Below are 18,645 nucleotides of genomic sequence, written 5' to 3' on the forward strand. Positions count from 1 at the left end.
AGATGGGATTGCGCTATGATTTCACCATCACGCTGCCCGATGAAGTTGCCTTGCTCGTCGTCAATGGCAGTGACGCGGAGGGCTTGATCATTGCCACAGTGTTTGGCGGCACACGCCGCGAATTCAGCGACCGGCAGTTGCTGCGGCTGGCATTGGCCTATCCGCTGCTGACGCTGAAGGTGATCGCCGGCATTCATTGGGAAGCGCTGTGGATCTGGCTGAAGGGCGTCGCCCTTAAACCGCGGCCGCAGACCCCGCAGCAAACAAGGACAATCATTCCGCGGGCAGTCCGTTCGGAGAGCTCTGAAGATTGCATATATCCGCCTCGGTGAGCGTTACCCGCGTCCAATTATCGACTGTCAGCCAACCCGAAGGCGAGCGCTGTAGGCCTATATCAAGACCCGCCAGCCCGGTTTTCCACATTATCCGGCAAATTTAGCGGGCGGGCAGAATTTGCCGCTTTTTTGCGCAAAAACGCCGTCTGACGGCCATTCGGTCCACATGGTGCAACAAATTTTTGACGTGATCGTAAGCCCCATCAGCCAAAAATATTGCAACGAAAGCATTAGACCCTCCTTGCCTTTGCGAAAATTTTGGCCTTTGTTCATGCCTTCGCAATTCTCTTAGAGGGGAAGGAAAAGAAAAATGACTTTTATGAAACTCAATGTCAGCGCGGCGCTGCTGCTAGGATCACTCATGCTCGGCGCAAGTCCGGCACTTGCCGAAATGGTGCTCCATCGCGGCAATAGCGGCGAACCGCAAACCCTCGATCAGTCGCAGACCTCAATCGACATCGAAGCCTTCGTGCTGAAGGACCTGTATGAAGGCCTGACCGTCTATGACGCCAATGGCAAGATCGTGCCGGGCGCCGCCGAAAGCTGGAAGATCTCCGATGATGGTCTCGTCTATACGTTCAAGATCCGCGACAATGCCAAATGGTCCGATGGGTCGCCGGTCGTTGCCGAAGATTTCATTTTCTCGATGCGCCGCGAAGAGGATCCGAAGACAGCTGCCGGCTACGCCAATATCCTCTACCCCATCAAGAACGCCGAAGCCATCAACAAGGGCAAACTGCCGGTCGATCAGCTTGGCATGAAGGCCGTGGACGACAAGACACTCGAGATCACGCTCGAGCACCCAACACCTTTCTTCATCGAACTCCTGTCGCATCAGTCTGCACTGCCCATCAACAAGGCAAGCTTCGAGAAGAACGGCGCTGACTTCGTCAAGCCAGGCAAGCTCATCGGCAACGGCGCCTTCAAGCTCGTGGAACATGTTCCCAATGATCACCTGACCGTAGTCAAGAACGAGAACTATTGGGACGCCGCAAACGTCAAGCTCGACAAGGTCATTTTCTACCCGCTCGAGGATCAGGCAGCAGCCGTGCGCCGCTATGAAGCCGGCGAACTTGATCTCGTCTACAACTTCGCCTCCGACCAGATGGCCCGCCTGCGCGCCGCAAACCCGAAACAGGTTCACGTCACGCCTGCCTTCGCAACATATTACTATCCATTCGACACTCGCACCGAGCCATTCAACGACGTGCGCGTCCGCCGCGCTCTGTCGATGTCTGTCGATCGCGACTTCCTCGCCAAGGAAATCTTCAACGGTTCGAAACTGCCGGTCTACTCACTGGTTCCTCCGGGCCTCGAAAACTACGGCGAACCGTCCAAGGCCGATTTTGCCGGCATGTCGCAGCTTGACCGCGAAGACAAGGCGATCGAGCTGATGAAGGAAGCCGGTTACGGCGAGGGTGGCAAGCCCTTGAACATCGAGATCCGCTACAACACCAACCCGAACCACCAGAAAGCTGCGACTGCGGTGGCCGACATGTGGAAGAAAACCTTCGGCGCCAACGTAACGCTGATGAATCTCGACATCAGCGCGCACTACGCATACCTGCAGGAAGGCGGCAAGTTCAACGTTGCCCGTGCCGGCTGGACCGCCGACTATGCCGATGCAGAAAACTTCCTCAACCTCAACGTCAGCACCAACAAGACCTTCAATTACGGACATTACGAAAATCAGGAATTCGATGCGCTGATGAAGAAGTCCTACGAGGAACGCGATCCGGCTGCCCGCTCCAAGATCCTGCATGAAGCCGAAGCCCTCATCATGCGCGACCAGCCGATTGCTCCGCTGGTCAACGACGCCAATTTCTGGCTCGTGGCCGATAAGGTCAAGGGATGGGGCGACAACGGCAACAATGAGCACCTAAGCAAGTACCTGAGCGTCGAATAACACTGAACGCGCAATCCGCCACGGCGGGTTGCGCGCCTTTGTTTGCCCGGCTCGCAATGCGACACGTTTCCGGCCGAAAGTTCATCGTTTGGACATGCCCTGCTGCTGCCTCTCGTTAAAAAGGGGCGGCAGAACGGAATCGTTTGCGTATTGCGCGGTGTTGCGGTCATCATGAACCGGAACGATCAGATCCGTTCCTGAGACTGCGTCAACAAGTAGAAGAGACTGTCTCGATGCTCAATTTTGTTCTTCGCCGGCTGGCGAGTGCAGTGCCGACATTGTTTATTGTCGTCACCATATCCTTCTTCCTCATGCGCTTTGCGCCCGGAGGCCCTTTCAATCTGGAACGGCCCTTGCCCCCGGCGACGATGGAAAACCTGATGCGGGCCTACCATCTCGACCAGCCGCTGTGGAACCAGTACCTCCAATATCTCAAGAACGCTGTCACCGGCGACTTCGGTCCGAGCTATATCTACAAGGACAACACTATCGCCGAACTGATCGGCAAGGGCTTGCCCTATTCAGTTGAGCTCGGCACCTATGCGCTGCTTTTCGCACTGATCGGTGGTGTGCTCATCGGCACGCTTGCAGCGCTGCGGCAGAACAGTTTCCTCGATTTTCTTGTCATGTCCGTTGCCACGACCGGCGTGACAGTGCCGAACTTCGTCGTTGGGCCGATCCTGACCCTGATCTTCGGGCTGATGCTGTCATGGGTGCCGACCGGCAGCTGGGGCGATGGCTCATTCAAGTTCCTCATTCTCCCGGTTATCACACTCGGCCTGCCGCAGCTGGCGGTATTTGCCCGCCTCACGCGCGGCTCGATGATCGAAGGTCTCCATACCGACCATATCAGGACTGCGCGTGCCTACGGGCTGCCCCAGCGGGTCGTGGTCGTCACGCACGCCATGCGCGGCGCACTCTTGCCGGTCGTCTCCTATCTTGCGCCTTGCGCCGCTGCTCTTCTCACCGGTTCAGCCGTCGTCGAATCCATCTTCACCATCCCCGGTGTCGGTCGCTATTTCGTGCTCGGCGCCATCAATCGTGACTATACGCTCGTCATGGGAACAGTGGTTCTTGTCGCGATCTTCGTCATCGTTTTCAACCTTGTGGTCGATATTCTCTACGGCCTTCTTGATCCGAGGGTCCGTCATGACTGATATGGCTACGACCGTCATCCCGCCGGAAGAATCGAAGGGACGCAGTCTCTTCCAGCTCGCTACCATGCGTTTCCGCCGCAACCGCGCCGCCATGAGCGGCTGTGTGATGCTGCTGCTGATCACATTGTTCTCTTTCTTCGGGCCCTATTTCATAAGCCACACCTATGATCAGGTGTTCCCGTCCTATGTGAATGCCGCGCCGAGCCTCGAGCCATTGCCGAAGGCGGATACGCTCGGCGATGTCATGAAGGGCGTTGCGGATCGTGCCCGCGTTGAACTGCGCGAATTTGCAGTCGACGGCAATACATTCACCGCAACCATCCATTCCGATCAGCCGATCGATCCGCGTTCAACGCGATACTTCGACCGTACCAATGAATTCGATAACACCAAGGTCACTGCTACCGAAGAGGATGGCCGGACATTAAAACTGACCGGCGATGTGCACCGCGAATACTTCCTGTTCGGCACCGATCAGAATGGCCGTGACCTGATGGCGCGTATCATGCTGGGCGGGCAGATTTCGCTTGCTGTCGGCTTTCTCGCCAGCCTTGTTTCGCTCGCCATTGGTGTTTCCTACGGCGCTATTTCCGGCTATATCGGAGGACGCGTCGACAATGTCATGATGCGACTTGTCGAGATCATCTATTCGCTGCCCTTTGTGTTCCTCGTTGTCGTGCTTGTCGTGTTCTTCGGGCGCAGCTTCATTCTGATCTTTCTCGTAATCGGCGCCGTGGAATGGCTGGACATGGCCCGCATCGTGCGCGGCCAAACGCTTGCGCTCAAGCGCCGCGAATTCATCGGCGCCGCTCAGGCCCTCGGATTGACCGACTGGCAGATCATTCGCCGGCATATTATTCCCAACACGATCGGACCGGTCGTGGTTTTTGTCACCGTAGTCGTTCCGAAGGTCATCCTGCTCGAAAGCTTCCTGTCGTTTCTTGGCCTTGGTGTCCAGGAACCTCTGACCAGTTGGGGCGCGCTGATCGCAGCAGGTGCCGACAAGATGCAATCATCGCCATGGTACCTGATTTTCCCCGCCATCTTCTTCGTCGTTACGTTGTTTTCGCTGAACTTCATCGGCGATGGACTACGCGATGCACTCGATCCCAAGGACCGTTAAGATGACGGACATCAATGAAAACGTATTGTCCGTACGCGGACTGAAAGTCGACTTCACGACCCCGGACGGCGACGTCAATGCCGTCAAAAGCATCGATCTCGATGTGAAACCGGGCGAAACCCTCGCAGTTGTCGGCGAATCCGGGTCTGGCAAGAGCCAGACCATGATGGGCATAATGGGACTCCTCGCCAATAATGGCAGGGTTACCGGCTCGGCGAAATATCGCGGCAAGGAACTGATCGGGCTTCCGCTGAAGGGCCTTAACGAAGTCCGGGGCGCGAAGATCACCATGATCTTCCAGGAACCGATGACGTCGCTCGATCCCCTCTATACGATCGGCCGGCAGATTGCCGAGCCCATTGTCCACCACAAGGGCGTCACCTTCAAGCAAGCCAAGGTACGCGTGCTCGAGCTGCTCAAGCTCGTCGGCATCCCCGAACCGGAACGCCGCATCAACAGCTATCCGCATGAGATGTCTGGCGGTCAGCGCCAGCGTGTCATGATTGCTATGGCGCTTGCCAACGAGCCCGATCTGCTCATCGCCGATGAGCCGACCACGGCGCTCGATGTGACGATCCAGGCGCAAATTCTCGATCTGCTGCGCTCGCTGCAGCAGCGCTTCGGCATGGCCGTCGTGCTGATCACCCACGATCTTGGCATCGTCAAGCATTTCGCCGATCGCGTCGCCGTCATGCGCCGCGGCGAGGTGGTGGAGAAGGGTACGATCAAGGAAATCTTCGAACAGCCAAAGGAAGAGTACACGAAGATGCTGCTGGCTGCCGAACCGAGCGGTACCAAAGAGCCTCCAGCCGACAATGCGCCCATTATTCTCGAAGGCCGCAACGTCGCGGTGGATTTTGCCATAGGCGGCGGTTTTTTCACCAGCGCCAAGACGCTTTTCCGTGCCGTTGATGGCGTCACGGTAAGGCTGAAGAAAGGGCAGACGATCGGCATCGTCGGCGAATCCGGTTCCGGCAAATCGACGCTCGGCCGGGCGCTGCTGCGGCTCTTGCCGAGCAGTGGCCACTACCATTTCGCTGACAAAAACATCTCGAACTATGATCGCGCATCCATGCGGCCACTGCGCAAGGAGCTACAGCTCGTCTTCCAGGATCCCTATGGTTCGCTGTCGCCGCGCCAGACTGTCGGCGAAATCATCACCGAGGGGCTGCTGATCCATGAGCCGCAATTGTCTCGCGCCGAGCGCGACAAGCGGGCCATCGCCGCGCTGAAGGAAGTCGGTCTCGATCCGGCGGCGCGCAATCGCTATCCGCACGAATTCTCCGGCGGCCAGCGTCAGCGCATCGCCATCGCCCGCGCCATGATCCTGAAGCCGAAGGTGGTCATCCTCGATGAGCCGACATCGGCGCTGGACCGTTCCGTGCAGGGACAGGTGATCGAGCTATTGCGCGACCTGCAGCAGAAGCACGACCTTTCCTATATCTTCATCAGCCACGACCTCGCGGTAATCAAGGCGATGTCGGACTATGTGATTGTGATGAAGAACGGTAAGATCGTCGAAGAAGGCCCGACCGAGGAAATATTCGACTCGCCGCACCAGGCCTATACCAGGACACTGATGGCTGCCGCGTTTGATCTGGAGTGAGGTGCCCTTATATTCAACGAAAAGGTGCCCATTTCACATTGAAGTGGCTTGAAACGGCCGCCGGCGTTTACTCCAGCTCCGACCGCCACGGCGGATTCGCACCTGCGCGCGAAACGGTTACGGCCGCAGCCCTGACACCAAGCAGCAGCGCATCGCGGATCTGGCTTTCAGTCAGCGAGGTCAGGGCGGATTTCGTCAGCAGCCCGGCGTCCTCAAGCGACGCCAATACACCGGCGGTAAATGTATCGCCGGCGCCGACCGTATCGACGACCGGCACTTTCTGCGCTGCTACATGGACGGTGAGATCGGCCGTATAGCCGGTGACACCCTCCGCGCCGTGCGTGACGAGAATGAGTTTCGGACCCTGTTCGCTCGCGGCGACAATCCAGCGGCGGGCGATTTCATCCATCGTGCCCTCTTCGCCGAACCAGCGCATGTCCTCGTCGGAAATCTTGACGATGTCGGTCATGGCGATCATGCGCCGCATGCGGGCGAGATGTTTCACCTGATCGGGAATGAAGCTCGGGCGAATGTTTGGATCGAGGATAATCACGCGCTTTTCGTGTTCGCGTGCCATCAGCGCCTCATAGGTCGAGCCGCACGGCTCCGGGATAAGGCTGATCGCGCCAAACTGCAGCACCGTGATGTTGTCATCGAGTTCGGGCAGGTGCTCGATGGCGAGTGAACGCCCGGCGCTGTTCTCGTCATAGAACATGTAGCTCGCCTGCCCGTCAGTCAGCCGCACAAAGGCAAGCGTGGTCGGCTGCGGTGAAATATGTGCGTAAGTCGTGCCCACATTGTTTGCTGCAAGGCTGTCGAGCAGCATCTGGCCGAAGAAATCCGACGAGATCCCCGAGAAGAACTCGGTTGGAACCTCCAGCCGGCCCAGCGCGATTGCCGTATTGAACACGGCGCCGCCGACATAGGGCGCAAATGCAGGTTCCCCGGCTTCGCTATTGCGCTGCAACATGTCGATGAGGGCTTCACCACAACATAAAATCATTGATCAGTCTTTCCCGGATAAATGACACCCTTGCGGATGATAATATTGGCATAGAGCCGCGGCTCGCTTGTCGCAACAATGGTATGGGCGTCTTTCACACGCGCATAGAACGCATCGCCGCCAAGCGCAACCAGTTTGAAACCCGGCGCCCGGCGTGCACAGACTTGTGCCATTTCCTCATGCACCGGATCGGCGAGGGCAGGGTTGCCTTTCACCGACGCGCGGAACAATGCTTCCGGCACGAAATCGTCGACCGGCAACACTTGCAGTATCGCGTCAAGTAGAGGGATGAGCGGTAGGCCGTCCGCACGGATCAGCCGCCTTGCATGTTCAAGCGCCGGGTAATTGCCATCGACCAATGCGACTTCGTCGCCGTGTCCCATGGCACGCAGGGTGGCCAGCAGTTCCGGCCCCAGCATGGGCGGAATTCCGATAAGCATTACGAGGTGGCCTTTCTAAAAATCTTCTGCCCAAGCAGAAATCGGTCGGACAGCGGCAGGCTGGCGGCGCCGAGCGCCCGCGCGTGAATGCCGACTGTTCCCTCGATAATCACCGGCAGCTCGATGCCCTCGAGATCGAATGTCTCGACATGTTTGCGCACCGCATCGACTATGCGTCCGCGCACGCTGGCCGGCAGCCAGCCATCGATGATGGCTGCTTCGAAATCCACGACGGAGGACGAGGCGATGACCGCCTGCGCGATCGCTTTCCCGGCGCTGTCAATCCAATCGTCCAGTTCGGCACCCATCACGCCCCAGTCCTCGGGCGAGGCCCAGAGCGGCGAGGGGTCCCGTCCGAGTTCCGTGACCACCCTTTCCAGAGCCGTAATCGAGGCGATATCGATCAGCTGATGCGCCATGCCATCAGGTCCCGGAACCGGCATCGAGCCAAGCGCGCCGGCATTGCCGCTGCGGCCCGCATACAGGCTGCCATTGATGACGATGCCGCCGCCAATAAACGAGCCGATGTAGAAATAGACGAAATCGTTGACATCTTTGGTCTGGCCGAACACCAGCTCAGCACCGCAGGCCGCAGTCATGTCATTTTGCAGATAGACCGAGAACGAGCACAGCTCCGCCACACGCGCACGGATATCGCAGCCCCGCCATTGATCCATGATCTCCTGCGGCGCGCCGACCGTATCGGCCCATTTCCACAATTCGAATGGCGCGGCAATGCCGATTCCGGCAACCCTGTCGCGCTGCTTTTCCGTCAACCCAAGCACCATCTCCGCTATGCCCTCACCAGTAAAGCGCAAGATCGGCTCCGGTGCTGGATAGTCGTAGGGCATGTGCAGCATGGAACGGATTTGCCCGACAAAATCGATCAGGACCAGATCGGCACTGCGCCGTCCGATCTTCAGGCCAAGGAAGAAAGCGCCATCCGGATTGAGTGACATCGGGATCAATGGCTGGCCGATACGCCCGCGCAATGGCTCCTCGCGCGACAGGAGTTCGTCCGCTTCCAGCATGCGCATGATGATTGAACTCGTCTGCGCCGAGAGCCCCGTCATGCGGGCGATCGCCGTCTTGGCGAGGCTGCCATGCTGGCGCAACAGCGACAACACCACGCGTTCATTGTGATCGCGCATGCCACTCTGATTTGTACCGTGATGGAGCGTCGGCCTGGTTCCTCCCGTGCCGGTGCGCTCCGAAACTCGAATGCCCAAAGGGACTCCTCCAACAATCCGCAGACAATGGAGATATCATGTAATCCTGTCAATATTAAATCAGAGTGATTTATTAATGTTGACAGGTTGCGGCCAGTGGTATTTGCTATGGTCCAACACTTGGCCGGGAGGATAACTGTCCGAGATGTTCAACGCGGAACCAGGGCTCGACCGTCGTCGGCCCGTCGCGCATTCGTGCGATTTTTTGGGAGGAAGTGAAATGCGTAAGAGCTTTTATCTGAAGTCAACCGTTCTGGGCGCCGCCGCTGTGGCGATCGCATCCTTTGCCGCTCCGGCACAGGCTGCGGGAGTGGGTGCGTGCCTCATCACCAAGACGGACACCAATCCCTTCTTCGTCAAGATGAAAGAGGGTGCGCTTGCCAAGTCAAAGGAACTCGGCGTTGATTTGAAGACCTATGCCGGCAAAATCGACGGCGACAGCGAAAGCCAGGTGGCCGCCATCGAGACCTGCATCGCCGATGGCGCCAAGGGCATCCTGATTACCGCGTCCGACACGGCCGGTATCGTATCCTCCGTCAAGCAGGCCCGCGATGCCGGTGTTCTGGTCATCGCCCTCGACACACCGCTCGATCCGGCCGACGCCGCCGATGCAACCTTCGCGACCGACAATCTCCTCGCGGGCGAACTGATCGGCAAATGGGCCGCCGGAACCCTTGGCGACAAGGCAAAGGACGCCAAAGTCGCATTCCTCGACCTGGCGCCGTCGCAGCCGACTGTCGACGTTCTGCGCGACCAGGGCTTCATGAAGGGCTTTGGTATTGATGTTGTTGACATCAACAAGATCGGCGACGAAAAGGACCCGCGCATTGTTGGCCATGACGTGACCAACGGCAACGAGGAAGGCGGTCGCAAGGCGATGGAAAACCTCCTGCAGAAGGATCCGGGCATCACTGTCGTTCACACGATCAACGAACCTTCCGCTGCCGGTGCCTATGAAGCCTTGAAGGCCTTCGGCAAGGAAAAGGACGTCCTCATCGTTTCGGTCGATGGCGGTTGCCCAGGCGTGAAGAACGTTCAAGCCGGGGTCATCGGCGCAACATCGCAGCAGTACCCGCTGCTGATGGCATCGCTCGGCATCGAGGCGATCAAGAAGTTCGCCGACAGCGGCGAGAAGCCGAAGCCGACCGAAGGCAAGAACTTCTTCGACACGGGCGTTTCGCTCGTTACCGACAAGCCGGTCAAGGGTCTCGAATCCATCGATGTCAAGACCGGCATGAGCAAGTGCTGGGGCTGATCCCGGTTTGAACTGACAAAAATGCAAGCAGGTATGGAGAGGACGGTGTAAAACTGTTCTCTCCACACGCAAAAAATTCGGGGAGGCCAACCCATGACCGAGATCAAAACCACATCAGAGCCGACGCAGGAGTTCGAGCGTGTGCTTTCGCAAAGCGCCACCGCTGTTGCCAGCTTCGACACGCATGAGAAAAGCCCTCTCGAAAAGATACGGCATTTCCTTCATTCCAGCCCGGCTTCCGTTCCCCTTATCGTTCTGATGCTGTCGCTGATCATCTTCGCGATCATTGTCGGCTCGCGCTTCTTCACACCATTTGCTCTGTCGCTAATCCTGCAGCAGGTGGCGATTGTCGGCATTATCGGCGCGGCACAAACGCTTGTGGTCCTGACCGCAGGTATCGACCTTTCCGTTGGCGCCATCATGGTGCTGACATCCGTCATCATGGGCCAGTTCACCTTCCGCTATGGAATGCCGGTTGAGCTCGCGATCCTGTGTGGCGTCGCGCTCGGCGCGCTGTGCGGCTTCATCAACGGCGTCCTGATCGCCTATCTCAAACTGCCGCCCTTCATCGTCACCCTCGGCACGTGGCAGATCTATCTCGCGACGACCTACATCTATTCCGCCAACGAGACGATCCGCGCCCAGGATATCGAGGCGAATGCAAGACTACTGCAGTTCTTCGGTGAGAAGATCAATATCGGCGGGGCGACCTTCACCTATGGCGTGTTCGCCATGCTGGTCCTCATCGCCATTCTTTGGTATGTGCTCAACCACACCGCCTGGGGTCGGCATGTCTATGCCATCGGCGACGATCCGGAGGCGGCAAAGCTTTCCGGTGTGCGAACCAAGCAGGTTCTCATTACGGTCTACGTGCTGGCCGGTCTCATTTGCGCTCTGGCGGGCTGGGCATCGATCGGACGCAACGGTTCGGTTTCCCCACAGATCGGCCAGTTCGCCAATATTGAATCCATCACCGCAGTGGTGATCGGCGGCATGTCGCTCTTCGGCGGCCGCGGCTCCATCCTCGGCATGCTCTTCGGTGCATTGATCGTCGGCGTCTTCTCCTTCGGGATGCGCATGTACGGTACTGACGTCCAATGGACGTACCTCATCATCGGTGTATTGATCATCCTGGCTGTGGCAATCGACCAGTGGATCAGAAAGGTAGCAGGCTGATGTCAAGAGAACCCATCCTTACCGCCCGCGGCCTCGTCAAGCGCTACGGGCGCGTTACCGCCCTCGATTACGCGGATTTCGATCTCTATCCTGGCGAAGTGCTGGCAGTGATCGGCGATAACGGCGCCGGGAAATCCTCGCTCATTAAGGCGATTTCCGGCGCCATCCATCCCGACGAAGGCGAGATGACGCTGGAGGGCAAGCCGATCCACTTCCGCTCGCCCATGGAAGCGCGCGACGCTGGCATCGAGACTGTCTACCAGACACTCGCACTTTCGCCGGCGCTGTCCATCGCCGACAACATGTTCCTTGGCCGCGAGATCCGCAAACCCGGTGTTATGGGCAGATGGTTCCGCATGCTCGACCGCAAGGCAATGGAGAAGCGGGCGCGCGACAAGCTCACCGAACTTGGCCTTATGACCATCCAGAATATTGGCCAGGCGGTGGAAACCCTCTCCGGTGGCCAACGCCAGGGTGTCGCGGTGGCGCGTGCAGCGGCTTTTGGTTCGAAGGTCGTCATTATGGATGAACCAACTGCGGCGCTCGGTGTCAAGGAATCCCGCCGCGTCCTCGAACTCATCCAGGATGTGAAAAAACGCGGACTTCCGATTGTGCTGATTTCGCACAATATGCCACACGTATTCGAAGTGGCAGATCGCATCCACATCCATCGCCTCGGAAAACGTCTTACCGTGATCAACCCAAAAGAGTATACGATGTCGGATGCCGTTGCCTTCATGACCGGCGCCAAGGCACCGCCAGATACCAGTATTGCATAAAGGAAAAAATTGAGAATGAAGCGTTCTGAAGTCAATGAAATCATCCGCGAGAGCGACAAGTTCATCCGCTCGTTCGGTTATGTCATGCCGCCTTTTGCCTATTGGTCACCGGAAGAAATGAAGGCCCGCACCGCGACCGATTGCAAGGCTATACTTCAGGCACGTCTTGGCTGGGATATCACCGATTACGGCCAGGGCAAGTTCGATGAGCTGGGCCTGTTCCTCTTCACCACCCGCAACGGCAATCAGGAAGACCTGAAAAAGGGCGGCGGCATGCTCTATGCCGAGAAGATCATGATCTCGCGCGAGAAGCAGCTCTCGCCAATGCACCGCCATATCGTCAAGGCGGAGGACATCATCAATCGTGGCGGCGGCACGCTTGTGCTCGAACTGTTCAACTCCAATCCGGATGGCAGCGTCGACGAGAAGACTGACGTGGAAGTTGCCACCGACGGACGCATCGTTCGCCAGAAGGCCGGCGGCTTGCTCAAGCTGCAGCCGGGCGAAAGCGTCACACTGCTGCCCGGCAACTGGCATGCCTTCTGGGGCGAGGGCGGCGACGTGCTGATCGGCGAGGTCTCGACGGTCAATGACGACCTCACCGACAATATCTTCCGCGAACCTATCGGCCGCTTTTCCTCGATCGAGGAAGACGAAGCTCCCTTGCACCTGCTTGTCTCCGACTACGACAAATGGCTCGCTTGAGGCGCCACTCCAATCGCCCCGTTGGCATTTCTTGGATTCAGCCCCTTGCTAAATCCTTAGAAAATCCAAGACGGCGTTTTGAGCCGTCATCTGGCTTATCCCCTCTCTTGTGATTTCCAGCACTTAGCTTACGCTAAGATCCTAAAATCACTTGCTCTCCCGCAAGGGAGAGATAATCGGCATTGCTGCCGGCGCTATGAGAATCCTATGAATTTATCATGAGTACCAAACATGCTGATCACGCTCGATGACCTGGTTTCAGAGCTTCTTGCCCGTGCGGCGAGAACCCCGCGGCTTATCGTGGCTATTGCCGGAGCTCCCGGGGCCGGTAAATCCACGGTCTCCGCAACCCTTAGCGCCGCCATCAATGCGCGCGAACCCGATGCATCCGTCGTCGTGCCGATGGACGGCTTCCACCTCGACAACGCCATTCTCGACGCGATGAACCTGCGCAAGCGCAAGGGCTCGCCGCCGACCTTCGACTGCGCCGGGTTCGAGGTGCTGCTGAAGCGCCTGCGCAATATCAATGAAGACATCGTCATCCCGCTTTTCGACCGCAAGCTCGATCTGGCACGGGCAGGGGCGGGCACCGTCAAGGCTGGCCAGCGCATCCTGCTGGTCGAAGGCAATTACCTTCTCCTCAACCAGCCGCCGTGGGACCGGCTGGCGCCACTCTTCGACGTGACGGTGTTCCTCGAAGTCGACCGGCTCGAGCTGGAAAACCGACTGGTACAGCGCTGGCTCGCCCATGGCCACAATGTCGGCTCGGCGCAGGCGCGTGCGCTATCCAACGACATGCCCAATGCCGAGCTGGTCGTGGAAGAGTCGCGTGCTGCGGATTTCACCGTACGGAATTAGCCGCGTCCCTTTGTATCAACCTCTTGGCCCCATGCGTGCGTTCATGTCGTCCATGATCGCTGACGCTGCGGCGCGGGTGATGCCTGCCCAGGACTGGAGCACATCGGTTGTGATGCGATAGGCCGGGCCGGTCACGGAAATGCCGGCGATGAGCTTGCGGTCAGCGGAATGAACGGGGGCCGCAACGCAGCAGATCCCCGTCTCGTGTTCCTCTCGGTCATAGGCATTGCCTTCACTGCGGATCGTTGCGATTTCATCCAGGAGGCCTTGCGCATCGCCGAGCGTGTTCGGTGTGTACTGCCTGAAGACAATCGTGGCGACCCTTGCCCGCAACTCGTCGTCAAGCAGGGCCGAGAGCGCCGCTTTGCCAACGCCGGTACACCAGGCCGGCGCCGTGTTGCCGATCTGCGAGACCATGCGGATGCTTTGCCGGCTCTCGATCTTGTCGAGATAGACGACGTCAATACCATGCAGAATCCCGAGATGTACCGTCTCGCCGGTTGCCTCATGCAACTTCCGGATGTGCGGCTCGGCAATCATGCGGAACTGGTTGCCGTCCCAAGCCTTCGAGGCAAATTGCAAGAGCCGCAATCCGAGCCCGTAGGTCTGGTCGCGATTGACGGCAAGCAACCCTTCCTCGAGCAGGTTGGATATCTGCCGGTGCAGCGTACCGCGCGGCTGTTCGGTGAGCCGCAGGACATCGGTGAAGCGCAAGGGTTCGGGCGAGGCGGCAATGATGTCGAGGACTGCGATCGCCTTGCCGAGCGTGCCCGTACCGACCGGTTCGGCATCACCCGGCGTACCTGCAGGTAGGCTTTTTTTCATGGCCTGACCCCCTGGAATTTGTCACGCCAGCATGTTCTGTCAAAAATCGTATGAAGCAGCGAAAATCCGGCACAGCTTTCGCACAAACTTCCGCGATTCTTACACAAGAACTGGCGATTCCTGCACAAGAATGTCCGAATCTGGCACAAGTTTATCAACCCTCGCGAGAATTTCTGTTGTGTGGCGCTGTAAAAAGGCGTCACATCTTGACTTATCCCATTCTAGTATGACAATTCAGCATAGTCAAACTGCGTTCCATATAATGGAACTTCCTTCTGGGAGACCACAATCATGATGCCTTCTGCCATCTTCCCGGACCTGAAAGACCGTTCCGTGCTGATCACCGGGGGAGGCTCCGGCATTGGTGCCGCGCTGACCGAAGGCTTCGTTGCGCAGGGGTCTCGCGTCGCCTTCATCGATATCGCCGAGAAACCATCAGAGGCCCTCGTCGAGCGGCTCGACAAGCAATATGGCAACCGGCCGCATTACCTCAATACTGACATCACCGACGTCGAACTCCTGCGCAATGCAATCGCGCAAGCCATTGATAAGAATGGACCAGTTACCGTCCTCGTCAACAATGCGGCCTGGGATGACCGCCACGATATCGACGATGTGACCGTGGAATATTGGGACCGGAACCAGGCGATCAACCTGCGTCCGCAGTTCTTCGCAGCACAGGCCGTCGTACCCGGCATGCGCGAGGCTGGAGGCGGTTCCATCATCAATTTCACCTCGACATCCTTCATGATCAACCAGGGCGACATGCCGTCCTATACGGCGGCAAAAGGCGGAATCATCGGTCTTACCAAGGGCTTAGCGGGACGGCTCGGACCGGAGAAGATCCGCGTCAACGCCATTGCGCCCGGCTGGGTGATGACCGAGCGCCAGCGTACCCACTGGGTCACGGAAGAGAGCCTTCGAACCCATCTCAACAAGCAGGTTCTGCAAGAGGAAATCCAGCCAGGCGACATGGTCGGCCCCTGCCTGTTCCTCGCCTCTGACGCCTCGCGAATGCTCAGCGCGCAGACGCTGATCGTCGACGGAGGCTATCTGTGAACGCGGGGTCCCCGCAAGCGCCGAGCAAAGCAAGAAGCTTAAGGGCGGGGCACAGAATCCCTTGCTATGCGTTAAGTGATTGGGGAACAAGCCGTTTTCGTCTCTGGCTGGTCGATCGGAGAGGTCAGGTCCTGGTGGAAAAACGCTCCGAAGACGGGCTCGACACATCCCGCGCGCGCGGCTTCGCCGCGACGCTGGAAGGCCATCTTTCTGGGCTCGGCGCACCGGACAATTTGCCGGTGATCATCTGCGGTATGGCCGGTTCGCGACAGGGCTGGGTCGAGGCCAATTACGTGCCTGTTCCGGCCGATCTGTCGGCGATCCTTTCGGGTTCCGTGAAGATCGAAGGCATCGGCCGCGACGTGCGGATCATCCCCGGACTGTCGCAATCTGGCGTCTCGCCGAACGTCATGCGCGGCGAGGAGACCCAACTGCTCGGCGCCATCCTCGACCGAGATCTATTCAATGGAATCATTGCGATGCCGGGAACTCACTCCAAGTGGGTCGCGCTCGAAGCAGGCAAAGCGAAGTCGTTTGCCACCTACCTAACGGGCGAGCTTTACGCCCTGCTTGCCTCACAGTCGATCCTGCGCCACTCCGTCGGTGACGCTGCGGCTTCGGCTTCACCCGACCATCCGCAATTCACCGCGGCGCTTGAGTTGATGCTGTCCGGCGAAAGGATGCTGGGCGAACTCTTTGGTATCCGCGCCGCCATGCTCCTCGACAACCTGCCGCCGGAGGGTGCCGCCTCGCGCCTGTCCGGTCTGCTGATTGGTGCGGAAATAGCCGCTGCCAAGTCAAAGCATAACGGCAAGGTAACTCTCGTTGCTTCGGGGGCCATGGCGGGGCTCTATGGTAAGGCGCTTGCTATCGCCGGTCTAAATTTTGATCTCGTCGATGCCGACGAAGCGGTGCGCAAAGGATTATTCGTCGCCGCGTCCGGCATCTGGCCCATTGAAGGACATACCGCATGATCCAAACTTCTGCAGCGTGGCCGCGGCTGAAGCGCGACCTCATTGCCATCCTGCGCGGCGTCAAGCCCGATGAGGTTCTGGCGATTGGCGAGGAATTGGTGAGCGCGGGTATTGATGTCATCGAGGTCCCACTGAATTCGCCGGACCCGTTCCAATCCATTGAATTTCTTGTGAAAAAGCTGCCATCGCATGTGCTGATCGGTGCAGGGACCGTGCTTGATCCGGCCGATGTAGCGCGGCTCGATTCTGCGGGCGGCCGCCTGATGATCAGCCCCAACGTCGACGCCAGCGTGCTTGCTGCGGCAGCCAATTTGGGCATGGTTACGATGCCCGGCGTCTTCACGCCGACAGAAGCTTTGGCAGCGTTGAAGGCGGGGGCGTCCGGCTTGAAATTCTTCCCGGCAAGTGTCCTCGGCCCCGACGGCATCAAGGCGATCAGCGCCATTTTGCCAAAGGGAACGGTGACCGGCGCTGTGGGTGGGGTCGACGAGAGCGGTTTCGCGGCCTATGCCACGGTCGGTGTTCGCACCTTTGGACTTGGCTCCAGTCTCTACAAGGTCGGCGCCTCGGCGTCCTTCGTCCGTGATCGCGCCAAGGCAACTGTCGAGGCCTATGACCGCATATTTGAGACCCTGTAATGGACCAGCCGAAAATCAGCATTTTCTACGATGTGCCGTGCGAGCTTGGCGAAGGACCTGGCTATGACCCGCTGACCAGTACTGTGTGGTGGTTCGATATTGTCACCGGACGCCTGTTCGAAAAGCCACTTGCCGGCGGCGATGCCCGTATTCATACGCTAGGGCAGATGGCGAGCGCACTTGCCGTCATCGATGAGAAAAGACAGTTGATCGCGACAGAAACCGGACTTTTCGTCCGAGACCGTCAGACCGGCCACACCACGATGCATCAACCGATCGAGGCGGCCAATCCTGCGACCCGCTCCAATGATGCCCGCGTGCATCCCGCCGGTGCCTTCTGGATTGGCACGATGGGCAAGAAACACGAGAAGGGAGCAGGCTCGATCTATTGGTACCGGCAGGGCGAATTGCGCAAGCTTTTCAGCGACATATCGATCCCTAACTCGATCAGCTTTTCGCCAGAAGGGCGTATTGCCTATTTCGCCGATACCGCCAAAAACATCATCTGGCGCGTCGCTACTGACCCCGACACAGGTCTTCCTATCGGCGAACCCGTACTGTTCTATCAGCACAGGGAGAAGGGCGGCGTCGATGGTTCGGTGGTCGATGGTGACGGCAATTTGTGGAACGCCTGCTGGGGCCGCTCGAGTATTGATGTCTACGATCCGTCTGGAAGGCGCATCCGTTCAATCGAGATGCCGGTCCGCCAACCATCCTGCCCCGCCTTCGTCGGCGAGGATAGCGCCAATCTCATTATAACAACGGCATATCAGGATATGACCGACAAGATGCGTCAATCCGACCCTGACGCAGGCAAGGTCTTTTTGATCGAGACTGCTGGCAAGGGCCGCCTCGATCCGCCGGTAAGACTGTAATTTTAAGGCAAACCCGGAGGAACAATTCTCCCGGGGCCCCGTTATTGCCCCTGTAACCGACCGAAAGAGCAACTGTGTGCGGAAGCTGTAGAAAGCTGCCGAGTGCTTGTCTACGTCTATAACAGGAGGACGACATGGGTTTCTTTTCCAAGGATATCAAGACGATGGACGATCTATTCGTCCACACGCTGCGTGACATTTACTATGCCGAGAACCAGATCGTGAAAGCTTTGCCAGAGATGATAGACAAGGCTTCGGATCAGGAATTGAAGAACGGTTTTGAGAAGCATCTGCAGGAGACCGAAATGCAGATCGATCGGCTGGAGCAAGTGTTCAAACTTCACGGTGTAGACGTCAGTGGCGTCAACTGTCCGGCGATCGATGGAATTCTCGAAGAGGCTGACGAAGTGGCCGGCGAAGTCGATGACGACAATGTCCTTGATGCTGCGCTTATCGCGGCAGGACAGGCCGTCGAGCACTACGAAATCACCCGCTACGGAACCCTCGTTGCGTGGGCCAAGCAACTCGGCCGCAATGACTGTGCCGCCTTGCTCGAACAAAATCTTCAGGAAGAGATGAAAACCGACAAGGCATTGACCGCCATGGCTGAAAGCCGCGTAAACGCAGCAGCCGCCTGATATTTCCAGCATCCTGCGAGAGCCCGCATCCCTTCGGCGATGCGGGCTTTTCCATTTCGGATTC

The 18,645-nt window shown here is 58.3% G+C and carries 19 protein-coding genes; 15 read left to right on the forward strand and 4 right to left on the reverse strand.

What is annotated here, in order from left to right; all coding sequences use genetic code 11:
- The 5 genes from AAAC48_RS20735 to AAAC48_RS20755 all read left to right on the forward strand — a co-directional run.
- Window positions 1-332, forward strand: a 332-nt coding sequence (locus AAAC48_RS20735) for a DUF1365 family protein (protein WP_340656002.1), incomplete at its 5' end; no start/stop codon positions are given.
- Window positions 333-645: 313 nt separating this feature from the next.
- A complete protein-coding gene (locus AAAC48_RS20740) occupies window positions 646-2,241 on the forward strand; it encodes a peptide ABC transporter substrate-binding protein (protein ID WP_340656003.1) in 1,596 nt (531 codons plus the stop codon).
- A 233-nt stretch (window positions 2,242-2,474) separates the two neighbouring features.
- Window positions 2,475-3,398, forward strand: a complete 924-nt coding sequence (gene oppB / locus AAAC48_RS20745; RefSeq protein ID WP_340656004.1) for an oligopeptide ABC transporter permease OppB — start codon at window positions 2,475-2,477, stop codon at window positions 3,396-3,398.
- Window positions 3,391-4,521: an ABC transporter permease subunit gene (locus tag AAAC48_RS20750; RefSeq protein ID WP_340656005.1), complete on the forward strand. Its 1,131-nt coding sequence runs from the start codon at window positions 3,391-3,393 to the stop codon at window positions 4,519-4,521. The genes oppB and AAAC48_RS20750 overlap by 8 nt, the downstream gene beginning before the upstream one ends.
- A gap of 1 nt (window position 4,522) precedes the next feature.
- Window positions 4,523-6,127, forward strand: a complete 1,605-nt coding sequence (locus AAAC48_RS20755; RefSeq protein ID WP_340656006.1) for an ABC transporter ATP-binding protein — start codon at window positions 4,523-4,525, stop codon at window positions 6,125-6,127.
- Window positions 6,128-6,194: 67 nt separating this feature from the next.
- Here the strand turns inward: AAAC48_RS20755 and AAAC48_RS20760 are convergent, their stop codons facing one another.
- From AAAC48_RS20760 to AAAC48_RS20770, 3 genes are read right to left on the reverse strand one after another with little or no spacing between them, the layout of a single operon-like run.
- Window positions 6,195-7,130: a carbohydrate kinase gene (locus tag AAAC48_RS20760; RefSeq protein WP_340656007.1), complete on the reverse strand. Its 936-nt coding sequence runs from the start codon at window positions 7,128-7,130 to the stop codon at window positions 6,195-6,197.
- Window positions 7,127-7,570: an RbsD/FucU domain-containing protein gene (locus tag AAAC48_RS20765; protein ID WP_340656008.1), complete on the reverse strand. Its 444-nt coding sequence runs from the start codon at window positions 7,568-7,570 to the stop codon at window positions 7,127-7,129. The genes AAAC48_RS20760 and AAAC48_RS20765 overlap by 4 nt, the downstream gene beginning before the upstream one ends.
- The gene (locus AAAC48_RS20770) at window positions 7,570-8,721 is read right to left on the reverse strand and encodes an ROK family transcriptional regulator (RefSeq protein WP_340656009.1); all 1,152 of its coding nucleotides are present in this window, start codon (window positions 8,719-8,721) and stop codon (window positions 7,570-7,572) included. The genes AAAC48_RS20765 and AAAC48_RS20770 overlap by 1 nt, the downstream gene beginning before the upstream one ends.
- A gap of 316 nt (window positions 8,722-9,037) precedes the next feature.
- On the opposite strand from AAAC48_RS20770, the gene AAAC48_RS20775 reads away from it, so the two are divergent.
- The 5 genes from AAAC48_RS20775 to AAAC48_RS20795 all read left to right on the forward strand — a co-directional run bounded on the left by AAAC48_RS20775 (window position 9,038) and on the right by AAAC48_RS20795 (window position 13,572).
- Window positions 9,038-10,054, forward strand: a complete 1,017-nt coding sequence (locus AAAC48_RS20775) for a sugar ABC transporter substrate-binding protein (RefSeq protein WP_340656020.1) — start codon at window positions 9,038-9,040, stop codon at window positions 10,052-10,054.
- 93 nt (window positions 10,055-10,147) lie between these two features.
- Window positions 10,148-11,230, forward strand: a complete 1,083-nt coding sequence (locus AAAC48_RS20780) for an ABC transporter permease (RefSeq protein WP_340656010.1) — start codon at window positions 10,148-10,150, stop codon at window positions 11,228-11,230.
- Entirely contained in the window at window positions 11,230-12,009 is a 780-nt protein-coding gene (locus AAAC48_RS20785; RefSeq protein WP_340656011.1) for an ATP-binding cassette domain-containing protein, read from the forward strand. The genes AAAC48_RS20780 and AAAC48_RS20785 overlap by 1 nt, the downstream gene beginning before the upstream one ends.
- Before the next feature lie 15 nt (window positions 12,010-12,024).
- Window positions 12,025-12,714, forward strand: coding sequence for a D-lyxose/D-mannose family sugar isomerase (locus AAAC48_RS20790; RefSeq protein ID WP_340656012.1), 690 nt, complete (start codon window positions 12,025-12,027; stop codon window positions 12,712-12,714).
- Between the two features lie 231 nt (window positions 12,715-12,945).
- On the forward strand, window positions 12,946-13,572 hold the full coding sequence (locus tag AAAC48_RS20795; protein WP_340656013.1) for a nucleoside triphosphate hydrolase: 627 nt from the start codon (window positions 12,946-12,948) through the stop codon (window positions 13,570-13,572).
- 15 nt (window positions 13,573-13,587) lie between these two features.
- Here the strand turns inward: AAAC48_RS20795 and AAAC48_RS20800 are convergent, their stop codons facing one another.
- Window positions 13,588-14,397, reverse strand: a complete 810-nt coding sequence (locus AAAC48_RS20800) for an IclR family transcriptional regulator (protein ID WP_340656014.1) — start codon at window positions 14,395-14,397, stop codon at window positions 13,588-13,590.
- 291 nt (window positions 14,398-14,688) lie between these two features.
- On the opposite strand from AAAC48_RS20800, the gene AAAC48_RS20805 reads away from it, so the two are divergent.
- From AAAC48_RS20805 to AAAC48_RS20825, 5 genes are all read left to right on the forward strand, one after another.
- On the forward strand, window positions 14,689-15,456 hold the full coding sequence (locus tag AAAC48_RS20805) for an SDR family oxidoreductase (RefSeq protein WP_340656015.1): 768 nt from the start codon (window positions 14,689-14,691) through the stop codon (window positions 15,454-15,456).
- Entirely contained in the window at window positions 15,453-16,430 is a 978-nt protein-coding gene (locus AAAC48_RS20810) for a 2-dehydro-3-deoxygalactonokinase (protein ID WP_340656016.1), read from the forward strand. The genes AAAC48_RS20805 and AAAC48_RS20810 overlap by 4 nt, the downstream gene beginning before the upstream one ends.
- Window positions 16,427-17,068 (forward strand): 2-dehydro-3-deoxy-6-phosphogalactonate aldolase, encoded by a 642-nt coding sequence (locus AAAC48_RS20815; protein ID WP_340656017.1) that lies wholly within the window; start codon window positions 16,427-16,429, stop codon window positions 17,066-17,068. The genes AAAC48_RS20810 and AAAC48_RS20815 overlap by 4 nt, the downstream gene beginning before the upstream one ends.
- A complete protein-coding gene (locus AAAC48_RS20820; protein ID WP_340656018.1) occupies window positions 17,068-17,943 on the forward strand; it encodes an SMP-30/gluconolactonase/LRE family protein in 876 nt (291 codons plus the stop codon). Before AAAC48_RS20815 ends, AAAC48_RS20820 begins: the two co-directional genes overlap by 1 nt.
- 134 nt (window positions 17,944-18,077) lie before the next feature.
- Window positions 18,078-18,581 carry a ferritin-like domain-containing protein gene (locus tag AAAC48_RS20825; RefSeq protein WP_340656019.1) on the forward strand — a complete coding sequence of 168 codons (504 nt, stop codon included), beginning with the start codon at window positions 18,078-18,080 and terminating at the stop codon, window positions 18,579-18,581.
- Window positions 18,582-18,645: the final 64 nt, after the last annotated feature.

The sequence above is a fragment of the Phyllobacterium sp. genome, assembly GCF_037994405.1.
In the GTDB taxonomy this organism is placed as follows: domain Bacteria; phylum Pseudomonadota; class Alphaproteobacteria; order Rhizobiales; family Rhizobiaceae; genus Phyllobacterium.

Coding starts and splice junctions, on each gene's coding strand:
- AAAC48_RS20740 (WP_340656003.1), top strand. CDS start 646: ATGACTTTTATGAAACTCAATGTCAGCGCGGCGCTGCTGCTAGGATCA.
- oppB (WP_340656004.1), top strand. CDS start 2,475: ATGCTCAATTTTGTTCTTCGCCGGCTGGCGAGTGCAGTGCCGACATTG.
- AAAC48_RS20750 (WP_340656005.1), top strand. CDS start 3,391: ATGACTGATATGGCTACGACCGTCATCCCGCCGGAAGAATCGAAGGGA.
- AAAC48_RS20755 (WP_340656006.1), top strand. CDS start 4,523: ATGACGGACATCAATGAAAACGTATTGTCCGTACGCGGACTGAAAGTC.
- AAAC48_RS20760 (WP_340656007.1), bottom strand. CDS start 7,130: ATGATTTTATGTTGTGGTGAAGCCCTCATCGACATGTTGCAGCGCAAT.
- AAAC48_RS20765 (WP_340656008.1), bottom strand. CDS start 7,570: ATGCTTATCGGAATTCCGCCCATGCTGGGGCCGGAACTGCTGGCCACC.
- AAAC48_RS20770 (WP_340656009.1), bottom strand. CDS start 8,721: ATGCGCGATCACAATGAACGCGTGGTGTTGTCGCTGTTGCGCCAGCAT.
- AAAC48_RS20780 (WP_340656010.1), top strand. CDS start 10,148: ATGACCGAGATCAAAACCACATCAGAGCCGACGCAGGAGTTCGAGCGT.
- AAAC48_RS20785 (WP_340656011.1), top strand. CDS start 11,230: ATGTCAAGAGAACCCATCCTTACCGCCCGCGGCCTCGTCAAGCGCTAC.
- AAAC48_RS20790 (WP_340656012.1), top strand. CDS start 12,025: ATGAAGCGTTCTGAAGTCAATGAAATCATCCGCGAGAGCGACAAGTTC.
- AAAC48_RS20795 (WP_340656013.1), top strand. CDS start 12,946: ATGCTGATCACGCTCGATGACCTGGTTTCAGAGCTTCTTGCCCGTGCG.
- AAAC48_RS20800 (WP_340656014.1), bottom strand. CDS start 14,397: ATGAAAAAAAGCCTACCTGCAGGTACGCCGGGTGATGCCGAACCGGTC.
- AAAC48_RS20805 (WP_340656015.1), top strand. CDS start 14,689: ATGATGCCTTCTGCCATCTTCCCGGACCTGAAAGACCGTTCCGTGCTG.
- AAAC48_RS20815 (WP_340656017.1), top strand. CDS start 16,427: ATGATCCAAACTTCTGCAGCGTGGCCGCGGCTGAAGCGCGACCTCATT.
- AAAC48_RS20820 (WP_340656018.1), top strand. CDS start 17,068: ATGGACCAGCCGAAAATCAGCATTTTCTACGATGTGCCGTGCGAGCTT.
- AAAC48_RS20825 (WP_340656019.1), top strand. CDS start 18,078: ATGGGTTTCTTTTCCAAGGATATCAAGACGATGGACGATCTATTCGTC.